The organism is Ruegeria sp. CK2 (assembly GCF_056536585.1).
In genome coordinates, this window is sequence record NZ_JBQFPW010000014.1 from 48972 (window position 1) to 67197 (window position 18226).

An 18226-nucleotide genomic window follows, 5' to 3' on the forward strand; every position below is an offset into this window, starting at 1 on the left:
CAGAGTTCACGGGGGTATCGCCACTTATCCTGCGGCTTCATTGGGTTCTGCTACGACCTGGTAGGGCGTATCAAACCAGTATTCTTCAAGGTTTGCGCCTTCGCCAATTCTGTCGACAACAGCAAACAGGCCTGGGCTGTGAAGCGGCGTCAACACGCCGTGCCAAACACCACGGTGATAGTTCACCGCCTGGCCCGACTTGGTCAAAAATGCGCGGGGTTGGCCGGGTATGCCTTGCTCATCCAGTGCCACGATGACCAGAAATGGGCTTTCGGTCATGGGAATGAAGGCCTGGCTGCCCTCGGGGTGACGTTCGACCATATCAAGGCGGTAGGGCAAACTGCGCGGGTTGGCGTCGAACAGGCTTATCCCAGCGCGACCTTCTGCAAAGCTCATTCTCGCGCGATCATGGTAGCGCCCGCATTGGCCTTGATTGATGATTTTGTCCGGGGTGCCGGACACTTCAATCAGATCTCCAAAAGGCGCAAAGGCGTTTGCAGAAATCGGTTCGGTCACGATTTGACGGCTCATGACGGCAAAACATCCCGCAGCCGGAATTCAGCGATCCGCTCGACCTGACGGCAGGCTTCGGCGAATTCAGTGGTCCGATCTTGGTCGATGCGGCGTTGGAACGCCTGAAGGATCGAGGTTTTGTCGTGATCCCGAACGGCGATGATAAAGGGAAATCCGAATTTTGCGGTATAGCGCTGGTTCAAATCGGTGAACGTTGCGCGTTCGTCATCTGTCAGCGCATCCAATCCGGCTGATGCCTGTTCTGATGTACTTTCGCTAGTCAATCGCTTGGCCTGTGCCAGTTTGCCTGCCAAGTCAGGATGAGCCGTCAACACGCCCAGTCTTTCGTCCTCGGATGCCGACCGGAACATACGTGTTAGGGCGTTGTGTAGCCCACCTGCCGTGTCATGCGCGGGGCCTAGTTCGAGGTCAAAGGCACGCTCGGCAATCCAGGCTGAATGCTCAAATATCCCCCCGTAGTCGGCGACAAAATCCGAACGGCTCACCTGTGACGGTTTGGGGTGTGTTTGTGGCGGATGTGTCGCCGCCCAATGTTCCGCGACTTGAAGTCGCGTTGCGAACCATATATCCGAAAACCCGCGCGCATAGTCCAGAAAGCGCTTTAGCGCCATCACCCGGCCGGGGCGGCCAATAAGGCGGCAATGCAGCCCAATCGACAGCATCTTCGGGGCACCTTCCTCGCCTTCATTATACAGCGTATCAAAGCTGTCTTTGAGATAGGAAAAGAACTGATCGCCCGCATTGAAGCCCTGAGGCGTGGCAAACCGCATGTCATTGCAATCCAATGTGTAGGGCACAATCAGCTGATCCCGACCACTCGTACGCGTCCAATAGGGCAAGTCATCGGCATAGGTATCGGCGATATAGGCAAACCCACCCTCTTCAGCCGCCAGCGTCACCGTGTTTTCCGAGCATCGACCGGTGTACCAGCCACGCGGACGTTCACCGACAACTTCGGTGTGCAGGCGGATTGCCTCGGCAATTTGGGCACGCTCATCGTCTTTCGACATGTCCTTATGCTCGACCCATTTGAGTCCGTGGCTGGCGATTTCCCATCCTGCGGTCTTCATTGCGCCGACCTGATCGGGCGACCGGGCCAAGGCCGTTGCCACGCCATAAACAGTAATCGGCAGATCCTTCATCAGACGATAAAGCCGCCAGAATCCGGCCCGCGCGCCATATTCATAGATCGATTCCATGTTCAGATGACGTTGCTCGGGCCATGGTGCGGCGCCGACGATTTCGGACAAAAACGCCTCGGATGCGGCATCACCATGCAGAACACAGTTTTCGCCGCCCTCCTCATAGTTCAGCACGATCTGAACGGCGAGCTTTGCGCCACCCGGCCATTGCGCATCCGGCGGCTTGGCGCCATATCCGATCATGTCACGCGGGTAACGAGAAGGCTGCATCGCGGATTTCGTCCTTTCTTTCGTCCGTTGGTTACTGCCATAGCGCAGAAACCCGGGAAGGATTATCAAATCAATCCGAACAGTGTTTCGGGTTCTTTTGGCATTTCAACAGTTTTGATGTTTGCCCCACACTGTGGCAAAGGAAAATACATAGCTATTAGGAGGCCACCGTGGCAGGATTTCTGACGACCCATGTTCTGGACACCGCCCGAGGTTGCCCGGCAGAGGGCATGAAAATCGTACTCTACAGAGTAACCGGCAATTCCCACCGGAAACTTGTAGAGGTGCAGACCAATGCGGATGGCCGCACCAACAGCCCAATATTTCCGCAGGAAGACTTCAAGACAGGCACCTACGAGCTGATTTTCTACGCCGGAGACTATCTTCGTACTTCGGGTCAATCCGGAGACGAACCGTTGTTTTTGGACCAGATCCCCATTCGATTTGGCATGTCGGATGCCGAGGCGCACTATCATGTACCCCTATTGCTTTCACCATATGGATATTCGACCTATCGCGGTAGCTAAGGTTTCATGTACCCGATGAGCTGACCACCTTTTGGATCAGCTCGATCATGAAATTCATAAACAGCCGGGCCTTGGGGTCTTGATGGCGGCGATGGGTATACAGGCACGCCATTTGCACCGGCACAGGCGGAGATTGCGGCGCGACCGGGATCAGGTCGCCAGCTTTCAGATGGTCTGCGACCTCGAACACCGGTTTCAGGGCGATGCCCTGGCCTGACAGGGCCCAATCCGTCAGCACATCCCCATCATCACATTCAAAGCGCCCCGAAACCGCAAACCTCTTGGGCCCTTCAGGCGTTTCCAGCATCCATTGAAACTCTGCCGCCCCCGGAAACCTCAGGTTCAGGCATTCATGCTTGCCTGAGATCAGATCGGCGCCGGTCTGCGGCATGCCGTGCCGTTTCACATAGTCTGGCGCAGCACACAGCACCCGTTGGCAATCGGCAATCTTGCGAATGCGCAGCGTGCTGTCTTCGGGCTGGCCAATGAAAAACGCCAAATCCAACCCTTCGGTCGTCAGGTCTACCGATCGGTCGGTCAGCCGTAGTCGCACGTCAATCTCAGGATAAAGCGCCAGAAAATCAGGTACGTGAGGCGCCAGAAGACGACGCCCAACGCCAAACGGAGCCGCCACAAACAAAGAGCCGCGCGGCGCTTCCGTCAGATGCACCACTTTCGCCTCGGCCTCGTCCACTGCATCCAGAACCGATACAGCGCCGGGGTAAAACGCCCGTCCCTGTTCGGTCGGCGTCAGATTCCGGGTCGTGCGCTGGAACAGCCGAACACTCAGATGATCCTCAAGCTGTGATATCCTTGCCGAGGTGACGGCGGGCGAAATGCGCAGGTCGCGGCCAGCCGCAGACATGCTGCCCAGATCGTAGACCCTGACGAAGGTGCGAATGTTATCTAGATAGGACATCTTTTCGTTTTTTTTGATACAGTTTGACAATTTACGGGAATACCGAACAAATACGCGCTTGCCTAGTGTGGCGGCACGCAATCGGAGACCACTTGAATGTATGACTTCGCCGTGTTCTGGGACTGGATGGCCTTTGCCGTGCGCTGGTTGCACGTCATCACGGCCATCGCATGGATCGGATCGTCCTTTTATTTCATCGCATTGGACCTTGGTCTGAACCGCGACATCCCCGGGCCTGCGGATGGCGAGGAATGGCAAGTCCATGGTGGTGGGTTTTATCACATCCAGAAGTACCTGGTGGCACCCGAACGGATGCCCGAACACCTGACATGGTTCAAATGGGAAAGCTACGCCACATGGCTCAGCGGGGCGGCGTTGCTAATGATCGTCTACTGGGTTGGCGGCGAGCTGTACCTGATCGACGCTCAGAAAGCCGACCTCGCTTTGTGGCAAGGCATCCTGATTTCTGCGGTCTCTCTGACGGTGGGTTGGCTGGTCTATGATTTTCTGTGCAAATCCGGATTGGGTGAGCGTCCTACGCTGTTGATGGTGCTGCTGTTCGTACTGCTAGTTGCGATGGGTTGGGGCTATAACCAGATCTTCACCGGTCGGGCCATGATGCTGCATCTGGGTGCGTTTACGGCCACGATCATGACGGCCAATGTGTTCTTCATCATCATGCCAAACCAGCGGATCGTTGTGGATGACCTCAAGAATGGGCGCACACCAGACCCAAAATACGGCAAGATCGCCAAGCTGCGCTCGACTCATAACAACTACCTGACGCTGCCAGTCGTATTCCTGATGCTGTCGAACCATTACCCGCTGGCCTTCGCGACTCAATACAACTGGATCATAGCCGCGCTGGTGTTCCTGATGGGGGTTACTATCCGGCACTACTTCAACACCCGCCACGCCCGCGGCGGCGACCCGACCTGGACATGGCTGATCACAGCGCTTTTGTTCATAGCCATCATGTGGCTGTCGACGGCGCCGATGTACAAACCACTGGAAGAAGCCGAAGCACAGCCGCTGACGCCGTTTGAACAACGCTTCGCCTCAGCCGATGGTTTCGAAGAAGCACATGATGTCGTGTTGGGGCGCTGTTCCATGTGCCATGCGCGCGAGCCGGTTTGGGAAGGCATCCTGTGGGCACCCAAAGGTGTCTTGCTGGAAACCGAGGCGGACATTGCCAGAAATGCAAAGCAAATCTATTTGCAAGCTGGCGTCAGTCACGCAATGCCCCCTGCCAATGTTACGTATATGGAACCAGAGGATCGCGACGCCATCATACGGTGGGTCCGAAACGCCGGATTATAGCGCGACCAAAGTTTCGGCCTAAAATGGGCCGGGGAAACTTTTAGACCCTTTCCCCGAAGGGTTTCAGATGCTCTAACATAAGCTTAATGAGCTGCGATCACATCACAACGCGGCACAATTGATTTCGACTAGGGACAGTTGGAGCTATTTGATGCAGGGGAGCACGCCGTCAGGCATTCTGAGATGCTGGATGATCGGAGCGGTAATGGCTCTCGCACCAACCTGCCTGGCTGCCCTGGAAACCACGCTTACGGCGCCAGGGGCACCCAAGGAGCTGGTCGAGCGGCTAGAAGAGACATCTTCGGTTGCGACCGCCGAGAACCGCGGACTTGATACGCCGCTGGAAATTCTGTCTGCTGCCTTGTCGGACTATCGCACCTTGGTACAGATTTTGTACGATGAAGGGTATTTCAGCCCCGTTGTCAGCATCAAGCTCGACGGTCAGGAGGCCGCTGAGCTTAGCTCGCTCAGCGTTCCCTCACAAATCAATCGTGCGGTCATCACCATCGAAACCGGTCCGACATTCAAATTCGGAACTGCCACGATCCAACCATTGGCCCCAAACACCGTACTGCCCGAGCAGTTTGCGCCCGGCAAACTAGCAACGACAGGTGCCATTCAAGAAGCCGCATCTGCGGGTGTTCAGGGTTGGAGGGACGCAGGTCACGCCAAGGCAAGTGTGGCCGGGCAAAAGGTCATCGCGCGCCACGCGCAGGCGCAGCTTGACGCGCAAATCAACCTTGATCCCGATCGCAGGCTGACCTTTGGCAGGATGTTCATCGATGGCGACACGGATGTCCGTCACCGTTCAATCGAAAAGATCGCTGGATTTCCCAGCGGCGAATTGTATTCGCCCGCACAGATCCAGAAAGTTGGCACCCGGCTTCGCCGGACCGGGACATTCAACGTGGTGTCTTTGCAAGAAAGGGAAACTGCCAACCCGGACGGCACCCTGGATTTCGATGCAACGTTTGAAGATCTGCCCAAGCGCCGTCTGACCTTTGGTGTGGAGCTTGCGTCGCGCGATGGCGTCGATGTCACCGCAACCTGGACCCATCGCAACATGTTCAAGCGGGCCGAGCGGTTACGCTTTGAGGCTGCTGTGCGCAACATTGGCGGAGCCGAGGATATAGATGGCCGGATCGGTCTGAGACTGGATCAACCCGACCGTCTGGGGCCCGATGACGCCACATTCTGGAGCACTTTGCTAGAGCGGCGCAACACGGAAAACTACGACGTTACAGTGGCATCGCTGGCCTATGGTGCACGCCGTACGTTTTCGGATCAACTTTATGCCGAAGCATCGGCCGGCTTCCAGTGGTCTGATGCAGATGACGCCTATGGCAACGGGCGTAAATTTCGGTATTTCATCCTACCCTTCCGCTCGGAATGGGACAAACGCGACAGCAAGATCAGCGCCACTCGTGGTTTCTATCTGGACTCGCAGGTGATGCCGTTTGTGGGCTTTTCCGGTTCAGACACCGGTCTCAGGCTATATTTTGATGGTCGCGCCTATACCAGTTTTGGAACAGCTGGGAATTTGGTTCTGGCCGGACGGGTTCAGTTGGGGTCCGTTATTGGTCCGCCTGCAGATGGCGTCACACCAGACTTTCTGTTCTTTTCCGGTGGTGCCGGAACAGTACGCGGACAACCGTTTGAGAGCCTCGGGATTCCGGTGGGTACTGGGACTGCCGGCGGTAAATCCTTTCTTGGGTTTTCCGGTGAAGTACGCGGCAGGGTCACCGAAAGCCTGTCGTTGGTCGGGTTTTATGACTACGGTATCGTGGATACATCGTCATTTGTTGGCAGTGGTGCAGAAGATCACGCCGGCGCAGGGATTGGCGTAAGATATGATCTGGGTGGATTTGGCCCACTGCGCCTTGACCTTGCCGTTCCCGTTCAGGGCGACACCGGGGACGGCCTGCAGTTCTATATCGGCATTGGACAGGCATTTTGATACATCGTCTTTCGACCCCTCTTCTGATCGGCGCGCTGGCTTGCGTCCCCGTTGTGGTACACGCGCAAGAGGATCAAGGCGGTAGCATGATCGAGCGGTTCCTGCAGGATACGCTCTCGGGGGATAATCAGAACGTCACGGTCAAAGGGCTGCAAGGGGCGCTGAGCTCTCGCGCGACAATCCAGGAAATAACGGTGTCTGACGACCAGGGCATATGGTTGACGATCAAGGATGCCGAACTGGATTGGAACAGATTGGGCCTGATCCGCGGTCGGTTCGCCGTCAATACACTGACAGCGCAAGAAATCGATATTGCCCGTGCACCAGGCACCACCACAACGGATGAACCGCCACCATCCGCTGAAACACAGCCTTTCCAACTGCCGGAATTGCCCGTCGCGATTGAAATCGGAGAGATCCGGATTGATGAACTCGCACTCGGTCAGCCTTTGATCGGTGTGGCGGCCGAACTTGCCGTAAATGGCAACCTGTCTTTGGCCGACGGCAAGCTGGACACCAATCTGGACATTACCCGTTTGGATCGGGCCGGCGATGAAATAATCTTGGCTGCTGGATTTCAAAACTCCAGCAGACAGATTGACCTGGACCTGAAGGTAATTGAATCTTCAGGTGGATTGATCTCAACCGCGCTGAAAATCCCCAATGAACCTCCGATCGAGTTAACCGCCAAAGGGTCCGGACCTGTCGATGATTTCACCGCCGACATCGGACTGGCGAGTAACGATCAGGAATACGTTGGCGGTCAGGTGCGTCTGCGTTCGGCCCTTGAGCCCGATGGAACCGAAGGCGAAGGGATCGCGTTTACAGCCGATCTCAGCGGCGATCTGACCCCCTTTGTAGCCAGAAACATGGACGTGTTCTTCGGCAAAGAAACCAGCTTGTTCGTGGATGGGCAAACCCACCCGGATGGCGCCTTGGACATCAATGATCTCAAGTTCACCTCTCAGGCCATGAGCTTGGAGGGCAATCTGAATCTGGGCGCTGGCGGCACGCTTCAAGTCGCTGCGCTGCAGGGGCGCATTACACCACCCAATGGGGAAACCGTCGTTTTGCCGGTATCCGGAGGGGACACGTCTGTGGAAGCGGCCCAGATTTCAGCGCTTTTTGATCAGCAGAACGGTAGGCTTTGGGATTTGAACCTTTCGGCCGATGCGGTGCGATCCAAAAACATCAACCTGGACCGCGCGCAGATAACGGCGCAGGGTGTTTTGGATCAGGGGATCAACGTAAGTGTGAGCGGTGATCTACAGGCCGCTTTGGATGGTATCGACATGGCAGACCCGGCCCTAAATTCGGCGCTTGGGGATCGCATCACCTTGGATGGGACTTTTGGCTATGGCGATGATCAGTCTCTGAACCTGTCTGACTTTGAACTGATCGGGTCGGATTTCCTGTTGGGCGTCGACGCCCTGATCAGCGGATTGAACAGCGGCCTGAACATCGACGGATCCGCCATGCTGGAAGCATCCGATATCTCGCGTTTTTCGGAACTGGCCAAGCTGGATCTGGGCGGGAAAGCCTCGGCGCAGGTTACAGGCAGCGGATCACCGATTGAAGGTAGCTTCGATGGCAGGCTTGCCGTCAATGGCAGTGATTTATCCACCGGGCGTGACGATATCGATCCGCTGATCACGGGTGAAACAACAATCACGTTGGATGCAAAGCGCGATACAGACGGCGTGGCAATACGCGAATTTGCCGTGAACGGAGAGGCATTGAGCGCAAAGGCCAGCGGCAAGGTCACAACACCAGATGGCAACGTTTCCATCGATGGTCAGGCCAGCGTCAATGCACCGGACCTTTCGGTTTTTTCTGGTTTGGCGAAGCGCGAACTGGGGGGCAGCGTTCAGGCCAAACTGGACGGCATGGGCACCGTTCAAACGCTGGAGTTTGATGGCATCGCCAGCGTCACTGGACGTGACATCAAAACCGGTATGGATGAGATCGACCCGCTGCTGACCGGCCAGACATCGGTCGAATTTGACGGCGCCCTGTCACAGCAAAGGATTGTGGTTCGCCAGGCGACCGTGAACGGATCAGCGTTGACGGCGCAGGTCGACGCTACGATCGATGATCCAACGGGTAATCTGGCCGTCGACGGGCAGGCCAGCATGAACGTCCCGGATTTGTCCGTGCTGTCCGGCCTTGCCGGGCGCGATCTGGCAGGCTCGATCAAGGGTGATGTTCTGGGCAAGGGCGCAAAAGGCAGCCAAACTTTTGACATCCAAGGCGACGTCACCGCGAATGATATCCAAACGGGCATTGCCACACTAGACAAGCTAATTCAGGGACACACGACGCTGGTGGTCGACGCATTGAAAAAGGACAGCGGCCTGAACATCCGCGACTTTCGCCTGAATGGGACGGCCTTGTCGGCCAATGCCTCGGGTCAGTTGGATCGACAATCTGGGGGGCTGGATTTTTCGGCCAAACTGGATGATCTGGCGCGGTTGTCGAACACCTTGTCTGGACCGTTGCAACTGGATGCAAATGTTGCGCCTTCCGCTTCCGGGTTTGAGGGAACAGCCAAACTGCAAGGGCCTGATAGCTCGTATGTCAGCCTGTCCGGAACAGTGGCCACGGATGGGGCCGCTGATCTGGATTTTGACGCCAAGCTCAATCGCATCGAACGCTTTGCGCCAGAGTTTCCCGGGACCGTTGCCGCCACGGGAAATGCCAAGCGGAGCAATGGCGTCTGGACAATCGATGCCAACGCCAAAGGCCCGGCCAGCATCAATAGCGATGTGGCGGGCACCTTTGACGAAACCAGCGGAAATGCGGATCTGACGGCACAAGGCGGGGTCAATCTTGGCATCGCCAACATCTTTGTCACTCCCAACAAAATCGACGGATCCGCCCGCTTCAATCTGGCGCTAAAGGGCCAGCCGGCGCTGGAGTCGCTAAGTGGAACAATTACGACGTCCGGCACATCCTTCGCGATCCCAACGGCCGGTCAGACCATAACCGGGATCAGCGGCTCGGTCGATCTGGCCCAAAGCCGTGCAACGATATCGCTGAACGGCGGTGTACGCGCCGGGGGCGGTTTTACAGTCAGCGGGCCGGTGGATCTAACTCCGCCCTTCAATGCGCAGATCACGACGCAGCTCAACAGCCTCGTGCTGACGGATAAGTTGTTGTACGAAACTACGCTGAACGGCCAGATTGCCATGACCGGAGCACTGGCCGGAAACAGCTCGCTTGCCGGGCAAATCAATTTTGCCGAAACCAACATCAATCTTGCAGCGGCCTCCGGTGCAGTGGGCGCCGCGCCAATCCCCGAGATCCAACATGTCGACGAAAGCCGTGCAGGCTTTGTCACTCGTGAACGTGCGCAGTTGGTCGTGAAGGAAGAAGGATCCAAAAGCGACTCCCGCATCGCGCTGGATGTCAGTCTGGTCGCCCCGAAGGCCGTGTTCGTCCGAGGCCGTGGCGTGAATGCGGAACTGGGTGGCCGCATCGTGATCGGCGGTACCACAACATCTGTTGTTCCCTCCGGACAGATTGATCTGATCCGGGGCACTTTTGACATTCTGGGCCGCAGGCTGCAGCTGACAAAAGGCATTGTCAGCCTGCAGGGCGACCTGAAGCCGTATATTGAATTCGAGTCCTCGGCCAGCACGTCTGACGGCACGGCTACCATAGAAATCGCGGGCCCGCTGGATTCACCCGAGGTTGATGTGTTCTCGGATCCGGAACGCCCCGCCGAAGAGGCGCTGGCCATGCTGCTTTTCGGGAACCGCTTTTCTGAGATATCGCCTTTTTTGATCGCGCAGATGGCAGCCTCATTAGCACAGCTCAGCGGCGCGGGCGGCGACGCGACCAAGGGGCTGCGTGAATCCACCGGCCTTGATACGGTCGACATTGGCGCGACCGAAGGCGGCGCAGGCCGTTTGGGGGCTGGCGCGTATCTTAGCGACAACCTTTACACGGATTTCACGGTGAACACCGAAGGCGATACCGAGGTGAACCTGAACCTGGATGTCACGGATAATTTTTCCATCAAAGGCACGGTCGATGGCAAAGGTGAAACAGGTATCGGTGTGTTTTTCGCAAGGGACTATTAAGCTCGCGTCACCGTGGCCCTACTTGCGACGAATTCCGATCCGTTGACCAATCTGTGACGCCGGTTCCAAAGACTTGTGATCCTCGACCATCTGCATCAGGCGTGCCACCGCCCAATCCGGGTAGGCCACCGAGCGACCGGTGTCGTGGCTGACATTCATAAACAAAGCCTCTTGTGTGGCGCAGACATGACCATCTGAGGTCGAGATCATCTGTGCAAAATAGTGACCTCTTTTGGGGTCGGCGTCCAACATTCGAAAGTGAAAGTGGAACTGCGTGTCTTGGGTAATCTCGCGCAGAAAATGCAGGTGCGACTGGATGATGTACGGGCCCTGCCCCAACGCGTTGACCTGCAGCTCCCCCAACCCGAGGTGATCCACCATTAGTATCTCAAGCGCCATGTCGAAAGCCACACCGTAGTATCCGACATTCATGTGGCCATTGTAGTCGATCCAAGCGGGGTCCACCGCTCCTCCGCGGATTTCAACCGGCGCCGGATACGGACCGTCATGTCCACCCAAAGACGTGTTCGCCATCTGTGTTCCCCTCGTTCAGGCGTATACATCAAGGCGACATGCGGGCCGAAAGTCCAGCTTTGACACGCAAAAGGGCGGCCTATTTAGGGCCGCCCTATGTGTTTTAGCAGGCTGAAAGGTTACTCTGCCGCAATGGCATCCTCGATCTTTTCGACGCGAATGGCCGAGAATTTAAACTCGGGGATTTTGCCATAAGGATCGATGGCAGAGTTGGTCAGGATATTCGCCGCAGCCTCGACATAGGCAAACGGTATGAACACCATATCCTCGGCAATCGCGCGATCGGCCCGCACCATGATCTCGATCGAACCACGGCGTGTAGTCAGGCGGATCGTTTCACCCGGTTCGATCCCCATCAGCTTCAGCTGACGCGGATTCATCGAACAGTTCGCCTCGGGCTCTACCGCGTCAAGCACCGTAGCGCGCCGGGTCATCGACCCAGTGTGCCAGTGTTCCAACTGACGGCCTGTGGTGGCGATCATTGGGTATTCGTCATCGGGCGCTTCATCCGGCGGGATCACGCTGGCCGGGGTGAACTTCGCGCGGCCGTCAGCACGGGGGAAACCATCACCAAACACGATCGCCTGACCCGGATCAGTTTCACTGAGCGACGGATAGGTGATCGTCTCGGTTTCAAGCCGCTCCCAGGTAATGTTGTCGAGCGACGCCATGGTCAGCTTCATCTCATCAAACACCTGCGACACATCCGTGTAATCCCAGTTCAGCCCAATGCGCTGCGCCAGCTCAACCGTGATCTTCCAGTCCTCGCGCGCCTCGCCCGGAGGCGTCACAGCCGGACGCACCCGCTGCACCTGGCGGTTGGTGTTCGACACGGTGCCGTTCTTTTCATACAGCGCCGAGGCGGGCAGGATGATGTCGGCATAGTTCGCGGTTTCGGTCAGGAAGATGTCCTGCACGATCATCAGCTCCAGCTTGGCCAGCGCGTCGCGCGCATGGCCGACATCCGGGTCGGACATGGCCGGGTTTTCGCCCTGAATATACATGCCCTTGATGTTGCCCGCATAAGCCTGGTCAATAATCTCGGTCACAGTCAGCCCCTTCTCGTTCGAGAAGTCGTCCGAGTTCCACACGTTGTTGAACTTGGCGCGAATGCCGTCATCGGTGACCGACTGGTAATCCGGCAGGAACATCGGGATCAGACCCGCGTCAGACGCGCCCTGCACGTTGTTCTGGCCCCGCAGCGGGTGCAGACCCGCGCCGGGTTTACCAACGTTGCCGGTCATCAATGCCAGCGAGATCAGGCAACGCGAATTATCGGTGCCGTGAATGTGCTGGCTGACGCCCATACCCCAGAAGATCAGACCAGCCTTGGCCTGCGCGAAGGTACGCGCGACACGGCGCAGCTGATCTGTCTCAATGCCACAAATGGGCGCCATTGCCTCGGGCGTGAAGGCGCGCAGATGCTCTTTTTCGGCTTCCCAGTTCTCGGTCCAGCGGTGGATGTACTGGCTGTCGTACAGCTCTTCCTCGACGATCACGTTCATGATCGCGTTGAGCATCGAGACATCAGCACCCGGACGGAACTGCAGCATCTCGTCCGCGAACTTGCGCATACCGACGCCGCGCGGGTCCATCACGATCAGCTTGCCACCGCGCTTGGTGAACTGCTTGAAGTAGGTTGCCGCCACGGGGTGGTTTTCAATCGGGTTGGCGCCGATGATGATGACCACATCCGAGTTCTCGACCTCGTTAAAGGTGGCTGTTACCGCGCCCGAGCCCACGTTCTCGATCAGCGCCGCCACGGACGAAGCATGGCACAAACGGGTGCAGTGGTCGACGTTGTTGTGCTTGAAGCCCTGACGAATGAACTTCTGGAACAGGTAAGCTTCTTCGTTGGTGCATTTGGCCGAACCGAAACCAGCGACTGTACGGGGATCTTCTTCGCGCAGCGCTTTCAGCTTGGTAGCCGCCAGATCCATCGCCTCTTCCCAGGTTGCTTCGCGGAAATGGGTGTCCAGATTTCCGGGATCGACGTTCAGCCCTTTGGCAGGCGCATCCTCGCGCCGGATCAGCGGCTTGGTCAGACGGTGCGGGTGGTGGATATAGTCGAACCCGAACCTGCCTTTGACACACAGACGGCCTTCGTTGGCGGGGCCATTGATGCCCTCGACATACTTGACCTTGCCATCCTTGACTTTCAGCGAGACTTTGCAGCCCACGCCACAGAACGGGCAGACGCTTTCGGTCTCGGAATCGTAGTCTTTGCTGTCGCCTTGCTGGTTGTCGTCCAACACAGTTGCTGGCATCAGCGCACCGGTCGGACAGGCCTGAACACATTCACCGCAGGCGACGCAGGTCGAATCCCCCATCGGGTCGTTCTGGTCAAACACCACTTGCGCGGTGTGTCCGCGACCGGCCATGCCGATCACGTCATTCACCTGCACGTCGCGACAAGCACGGACACAGAGGTTGCAGTTGATGCAGGCGTCCAGATTGACGCGCATTGCGACGTGGCTGTCATCCAGCAGAGGGATCTTCTCGGCTTCTTTCGCCGGGAAGCGACTGTCGCTGACATCGTTCAGCTTGGCCATATCCCAGAAATGGCTGGATGTGTCGTGCGCCTCTTCGGGTTGGTCGGCGACCAGCAATTCCATGACCATTGCGCGCGATTTCTCGGCCCGATCACTATCGGTTTTTACCACCATTCCGTCCGCAGCCGGACGGATGCACGAGGCGACCAGCGTGCGCTCGCCCTCCACCTCGACCATACAGGCGCGACAGTTGCCATCCGGTTTATAGCCGGGTTGAGGCTTGTGACATAGGTGCGGGATCGTGAACCCCTGCCCCTTGGCGGCTTCCCAGATGGTCCAGCCTTCGGGCACGGTGACATCATCGCCGTTCAGGTTGAAGCTGACGGTTTTGTTCGGGCTTGCATCAAGCATGGCTCTGTCTCCCTCAGATTTCGTCGGCGAAGTGTTTCATGACCAAGCGGATCGGATTCGGGGCCGCCTGCCCCAGCCCGCAGATCGAGGCATCACCCATGACCTGACACAAATCTTCCAGCAGATCCTGATCCCATTTCTCGGCCTGCATAAGCTTCACCGCCTTTTCGCAGCCTGCCCGGCAGGGTGTGCACTGACCGCAGCTTTCATCTTCGAAAAACCGCAGCATGTTCAGCGCCGCATCGCGGGCGGTGTCCTGATCTGACAGAACCACCACGGCAGCAGAGCCGATAAACGTGCTCAACGGCTGCAGCGTGTCAAAATCCAGCGGCACATCGTCGATGGATGCGGGCAACAGGCCCGAAGATGGCCCACCCGGTTGATAGGCCTTGAAGGTCTGGCCCTCGGCCATACCTCCGGCGGCCTCGATCACGTCCAGAATAGTGGAACCTGCGGGCAGCAAGTAGACGCCCGGTTTGGCCACGCGGCCCGAGACCGAATAGCTGCGCAGACCTCTGCGGCCATTCTTTTCGGTGCTGTTCAGGCATACCGGCCCCTCGCGGCAGACCTTGGTGACCCAGTAGAGCGTCTCGACATTGTGCACCAAGGTTGGACGATTGAAGACCCCCACCTGCGCCACAAACGGAGGGCGGTGACGCGGCAGGCCCTTTTTGCCCTCGATCGACTCGATCATCGCGGATTCTTCGCCGCAGATATACGCACCGGCACCCCGGCGCAGGTCAATATAGCCCGGCTCGACGACTCCCGCCTGTTCCAGCGCGGCAATCTCACGGCGAAGGATTTCCAGAACCGCCGGGTATTCGTCGCGCATGTAGATGAAGCAAGTCTCAGCCTCGACCGCCCATGCAGCGATCAGCATGCCTTCTAGAAAGACATGCGGCGTGCGCTCCAGATAATAGCGGTCTTTGAAGGTGCCGGGTTCGCCCTCATCGCCGTTCACCGCCAGATAGCGGGTACCTTCGTTCATGCGAACAAAGCCCCATTTCTTGCCCGAGGGGAAGCCAGCACCACCCAGACCGCGCAGGCCCGAGGCCAGGACGTCTTCCTGCACCTTCTCCCAGTCGCCGCTGTCGCGCAGCTCTTTCAGCTTGGCGTAGCCACCGTTTTTGGCATAGGCGGCAAAGGTTTCATAGTCGGGCAGATGTGCGTGGGTGTCACTGGCGGCAATCGCGGCCTGTACCTTTTCGGGGGTCGCGTGATCGATATGGTTGTGGCCAATCTCAAGCACCGGCGCCGTATCGCAGCGTCCCATGCAGGGCGCTCGGAGGACGCGCACCTGCGATGCATCCAACCCATCCTCGAGCGCCTTTTGCAACTGCTGGGCCCCAGCCATTTCACAGGACAGGGAATCACAGACACGGATTGTCAGCGCAGGCGGAAGTGCCTCATCCTCTTTCACCACATCGAAATGGGCGTAGAAAGTGGCAGTCTCATAGATCTCGGCCTGGCCCACGCGCATCTCGACGGCCAAAGCGGCGATGTGATCGGCGCTGATATGGCCGTGTGCGTCCTGAATCAGATGCAGGAATTCGATCAGCAGGTCACGGCGGCGGGGGCGGTCGCCCAGCAGGCGCGATATCTCGGCCTGTGCCTCATCCGTGAACTGACGGCCTTTGGGCGTGTGCCGCCCTTTGCCTTTACCTGACTTCCAGACGCCCCTGGGTGCGCCTGATGGCTTGGTATCTAATGGTGCCATAATGCCCTCCGATTGAGGTTTGGTCTCTCATCAGGTTAGCATATCGTCAAATCGCATATCACTATCGCACGATAACGACAGGTTATCACCGTAAAGACGCCACGACAGCGCGCAATGCCGCAACCGTCGGCAATTCGGGATCGCGCGTGAGGGTAGCCAGACAAATCGGTTTACTTACAACAGGATCGATCAGCGGCAGTACCTTCGTGCCTTTGAGTTCTCCCAACGCCCGCACCAGAACGCGGGGCACAACGGTTGCGGCCAGGCCCTCGCGGGCCATAACCATCGACGCGGTAAATCCGCTGGTTTCTGCCACCACATGCGGATGAAGACCCTGTTCTGAAAATATCCGATCCAGAATGCGCCGATTCTGCATTTGCGGCTCCAGCAGGCTGATTGGAAAATCAGCCACCCGCGCCCAGGGAATCGGCCCGTTTTCATCCGTCATGTGCGCGGGGATCAGCAGGACATAGGTCTCTTCATACAAGGGCTGAACCTGACGCAGGTCGGTGCCGATACTATCGCCATACGTCACGCCAGCATCCAGACTGCCCTCGTCAAGCCGATGCTGAATGGCATTGGCTGACATGGTCTCAATCCGGGACAGGATGCGAGGATGGGCCTGCTGCAGCCGTTTGATCAAGCGGCCCGTAAATGCGGTCGCCGTGGGGATCACACCGAAAATCAGCGTGCCGGTGATTTCACCGCGGGTTGCCAAGACCTGCTGTTCCAGCGCTTTGGCATCGTCCAGAATGCGGCGTGCCCGACGAACAATCATCTCGCCTTCTTCGGTCAGACCTTGAAACCGATTGGCGCGGCGCACGATCGACACACCCAACCGATCTTCGAGATTGCGGATGCGCATCGAAAACGCGGGCTGAGATATCCCGCATTCCTCGGCCGCTTTGGCAAAGTGTCGGTGCCGCGCCAAAGCGCTGAGCAATTGCAGGTCGCGAATCTCGATCACTCTGGGCCTCGGCGTGCTGACAGGTGGGGCAGGATAACCTTCTCTGGCTGCAGGAAAAGACCCTTATTGATCAGGTGTTGAACAAGAAGTGCATCACGTCGCCGTCCTTCACGACATAACCTTTGCCTTCGGCCCGCATCTTGCCAGCCTCTTTGGCCCCCTGTTCCCCATCGGCCGCGATATAGTCGTCATAAGCGATGGTTTCAGCGCGGATGAAACCCTTTTCGAAATCACCATGAATGACACCAGCCGCCTGTGGCGCGACCGTTCCTGTCCGAATGGTCCACGCGCGGGCCTCTTTCGGGCCAACCGTGAAATAGGTTTCCAGCTTGAGCAAATCGTAACCGGCGCGGATCAGGCGGTCGAGGCCAGGTTCTTCCAGACCCATCTCCTCAAGGAACATCTGGGCTTCGTCCTCTTCCAGCAGGCTGATCTCTTCTTCTATCTTGGCGCTGATGATGACGTGAGAATTGCCCTGTGCAGCGGCCATTTCAGCGACGCAGGTCGAATATTCATTTCCTTCCGCCGCTTCTTCTTCCGACACGTTGCAGACATAAAGCACAGGCTTGGTCGTCAGCAGCTGCAGCATCTTCCAGGCTTTTGAATCCTCATCGCTGACCTCGACCAGACGCGCGGGTCGGCCACTTTCTAGCATTGCCTGCGCTTCGGCCAACAGGCGTTCCTGCTGCTGGGCTTCCTTGTCGTTGCCTTTAAGCTTGCGCACCAAGTTTGCGCGGCGTTTTTCAATACTTTCCAGATCCGCCAGCATCAGTTCAGTCTCGATGGTATCAGCATCCGCCACCGGATCGACGCGTCCGTCGACATGGGTCACATCACCATCTTCGAAACATCGCAGGACATGAGCTATTGCGTCGGTTTCGCGGATGTTGGCCAGAAACTGGTTGCCCAGCCCTTCCCCCTGCGAGGCGCCTTTGACCAGACCTGCAATATCCACAAAAGTCATCCGTGTCGGGATGATCTGTTTCGAGCTTGCAATCGCCGCCAGCTTGTCCAGCCGATCATCAGGCACGGCCACGTCGCCCACATTGGGTTCAATCGTGCAGAACGGGAAATTCGCAGCCTGAGCAGCCGCGGTTTTGGTCAGCGCGTTGAAGAGGGTCGATTTGCCCACATTCGGCAAACCCACAATTCCCATTTTAAAGCCCATGGTGGTCTCCTGATGCCATTCGCGGCTGCTTCTAGGCAGGTCAGGCTCAATGCGCAAGCGGTTGGCAGGCAACACTCAATTGAGCCTGTTTGGACACATCACAATAATGTTCGGTAGTTTTCGATGCTTGTGTGCTTGTGTAAATCTGAAAATGCGCTTTAAAGTCTCCACTTAGCGAACGAC

The 18226-nt window shown here is 57.5% G+C and carries 12 protein-coding genes; 4 read left to right on the forward strand and 8 right to left on the reverse strand.

Translation table 11 applies throughout. The annotated features are described in order from the left end of the window. Nucleotides 1-24: 24 nt before the first annotated feature. Both ACR0BU_RS18790 and puuE read right to left on the reverse strand, forming a co-directional pair. Nucleotides 25-531 (reverse strand): ureidoglycolate lyase, encoded by a 507-nt coding sequence (locus ACR0BU_RS18790; RefSeq protein WP_480738451.1) that lies wholly within the window; start codon nucleotides 529-531, stop codon nucleotides 25-27. Beyond that, a complete protein-coding gene (gene puuE, locus ACR0BU_RS18795; RefSeq protein WP_480738453.1) occupies nucleotides 528-1946 on the reverse strand; it encodes an allantoinase PuuE in 1419 nt (472 codons plus the stop codon). Before puuE ends, ACR0BU_RS18790 begins: the two co-directional genes overlap by 4 nt. Nucleotides 1947-2116: 170 nt before the next feature. Here puuE and uraH point away from each other — a divergent pair, with 170 nt between their 5' ends. After that, nucleotides 2117-2473 (forward strand): hydroxyisourate hydrolase, encoded by a 357-nt coding sequence (uraH, locus tag ACR0BU_RS18800; protein WP_480738454.1) that lies wholly within the window; start codon nucleotides 2117-2119, stop codon nucleotides 2471-2473. 4 nt (nucleotides 2474-2477) lie between these two features. Here the strand turns inward: uraH and ACR0BU_RS18805 are convergent, their stop codons facing one another. Beyond that, nucleotides 2478-3392: a LysR family transcriptional regulator gene (locus tag ACR0BU_RS18805; RefSeq protein ID WP_480738456.1), complete on the reverse strand. Its 915-nt coding sequence runs from the start codon at nucleotides 3390-3392 to the stop codon at nucleotides 2478-2480. A gap of 96 nt (nucleotides 3393-3488) precedes the next feature. Between ACR0BU_RS18805 and ACR0BU_RS18810 the strand changes: the two genes are divergently transcribed. From ACR0BU_RS18810 to ACR0BU_RS18820, 3 genes are all read left to right on the forward strand, one after another. Next, nucleotides 3489-4712: a urate hydroxylase PuuD gene (locus ACR0BU_RS18810; RefSeq protein WP_480738457.1), complete on the forward strand. Its 1224-nt coding sequence runs from the start codon at nucleotides 3489-3491 to the stop codon at nucleotides 4710-4712. 151 nt (nucleotides 4713-4863) lie between these two features. Continuing rightward, nucleotides 4864-6669, forward strand: a complete 1806-nt coding sequence (locus ACR0BU_RS18815; protein ID WP_480738459.1) for an autotransporter assembly complex protein TamA — start codon at nucleotides 4864-4866, stop codon at nucleotides 6667-6669. Beyond that, nucleotides 6666-10754, forward strand: a complete 4089-nt coding sequence (locus tag ACR0BU_RS18820; protein WP_480738461.1) for a translocation/assembly module TamB domain-containing protein — start codon at nucleotides 6666-6668, stop codon at nucleotides 10752-10754. Before ACR0BU_RS18815 ends, ACR0BU_RS18820 begins: the two co-directional genes overlap by 4 nt. An 18-nt stretch (nucleotides 10755-10772) precedes the next feature. Here ACR0BU_RS18820 and ACR0BU_RS18825 read toward each other — a convergent pair whose 3' ends face one another. The 5 genes from ACR0BU_RS18825 to ychF form a co-directional block, all read right to left on the reverse strand. Next, nucleotides 10773-11288: a thioesterase family protein gene (locus ACR0BU_RS18825; RefSeq protein ID WP_299082517.1), complete on the reverse strand. Its 516-nt coding sequence runs from the start codon at nucleotides 11286-11288 to the stop codon at nucleotides 10773-10775. Between the two features lie 119 nt (nucleotides 11289-11407). Further along, a complete protein-coding gene (gene fdhF / locus ACR0BU_RS18830; protein WP_480738463.1) occupies nucleotides 11408-14191 on the reverse strand; it encodes a formate dehydrogenase subunit alpha in 2784 nt (927 codons plus the stop codon). A 13-nt stretch (nucleotides 14192-14204) separates the two neighbouring features. Next, nucleotides 14205-15908, reverse strand: coding sequence for an NAD(P)H-dependent oxidoreductase subunit E (locus tag ACR0BU_RS18835; RefSeq protein WP_480738465.1), 1704 nt, complete (start codon nucleotides 15906-15908; stop codon nucleotides 14205-14207). 85 nt (nucleotides 15909-15993) lie between these two features. Further along, nucleotides 15994-16875, reverse strand: coding sequence for a LysR family transcriptional regulator (locus ACR0BU_RS18840; protein WP_298936602.1), 882 nt, complete (start codon nucleotides 16873-16875; stop codon nucleotides 15994-15996). A 70-nt stretch (nucleotides 16876-16945) separates the two neighbouring features. Continuing rightward, a complete protein-coding gene (ychF, locus tag ACR0BU_RS18845; RefSeq protein ID WP_480738467.1) occupies nucleotides 16946-18043 on the reverse strand; it encodes a redox-regulated ATPase YchF in 1098 nt (365 codons plus the stop codon). Between the last annotated feature and the right edge of the window lie 183 nt (nucleotides 18044-18226).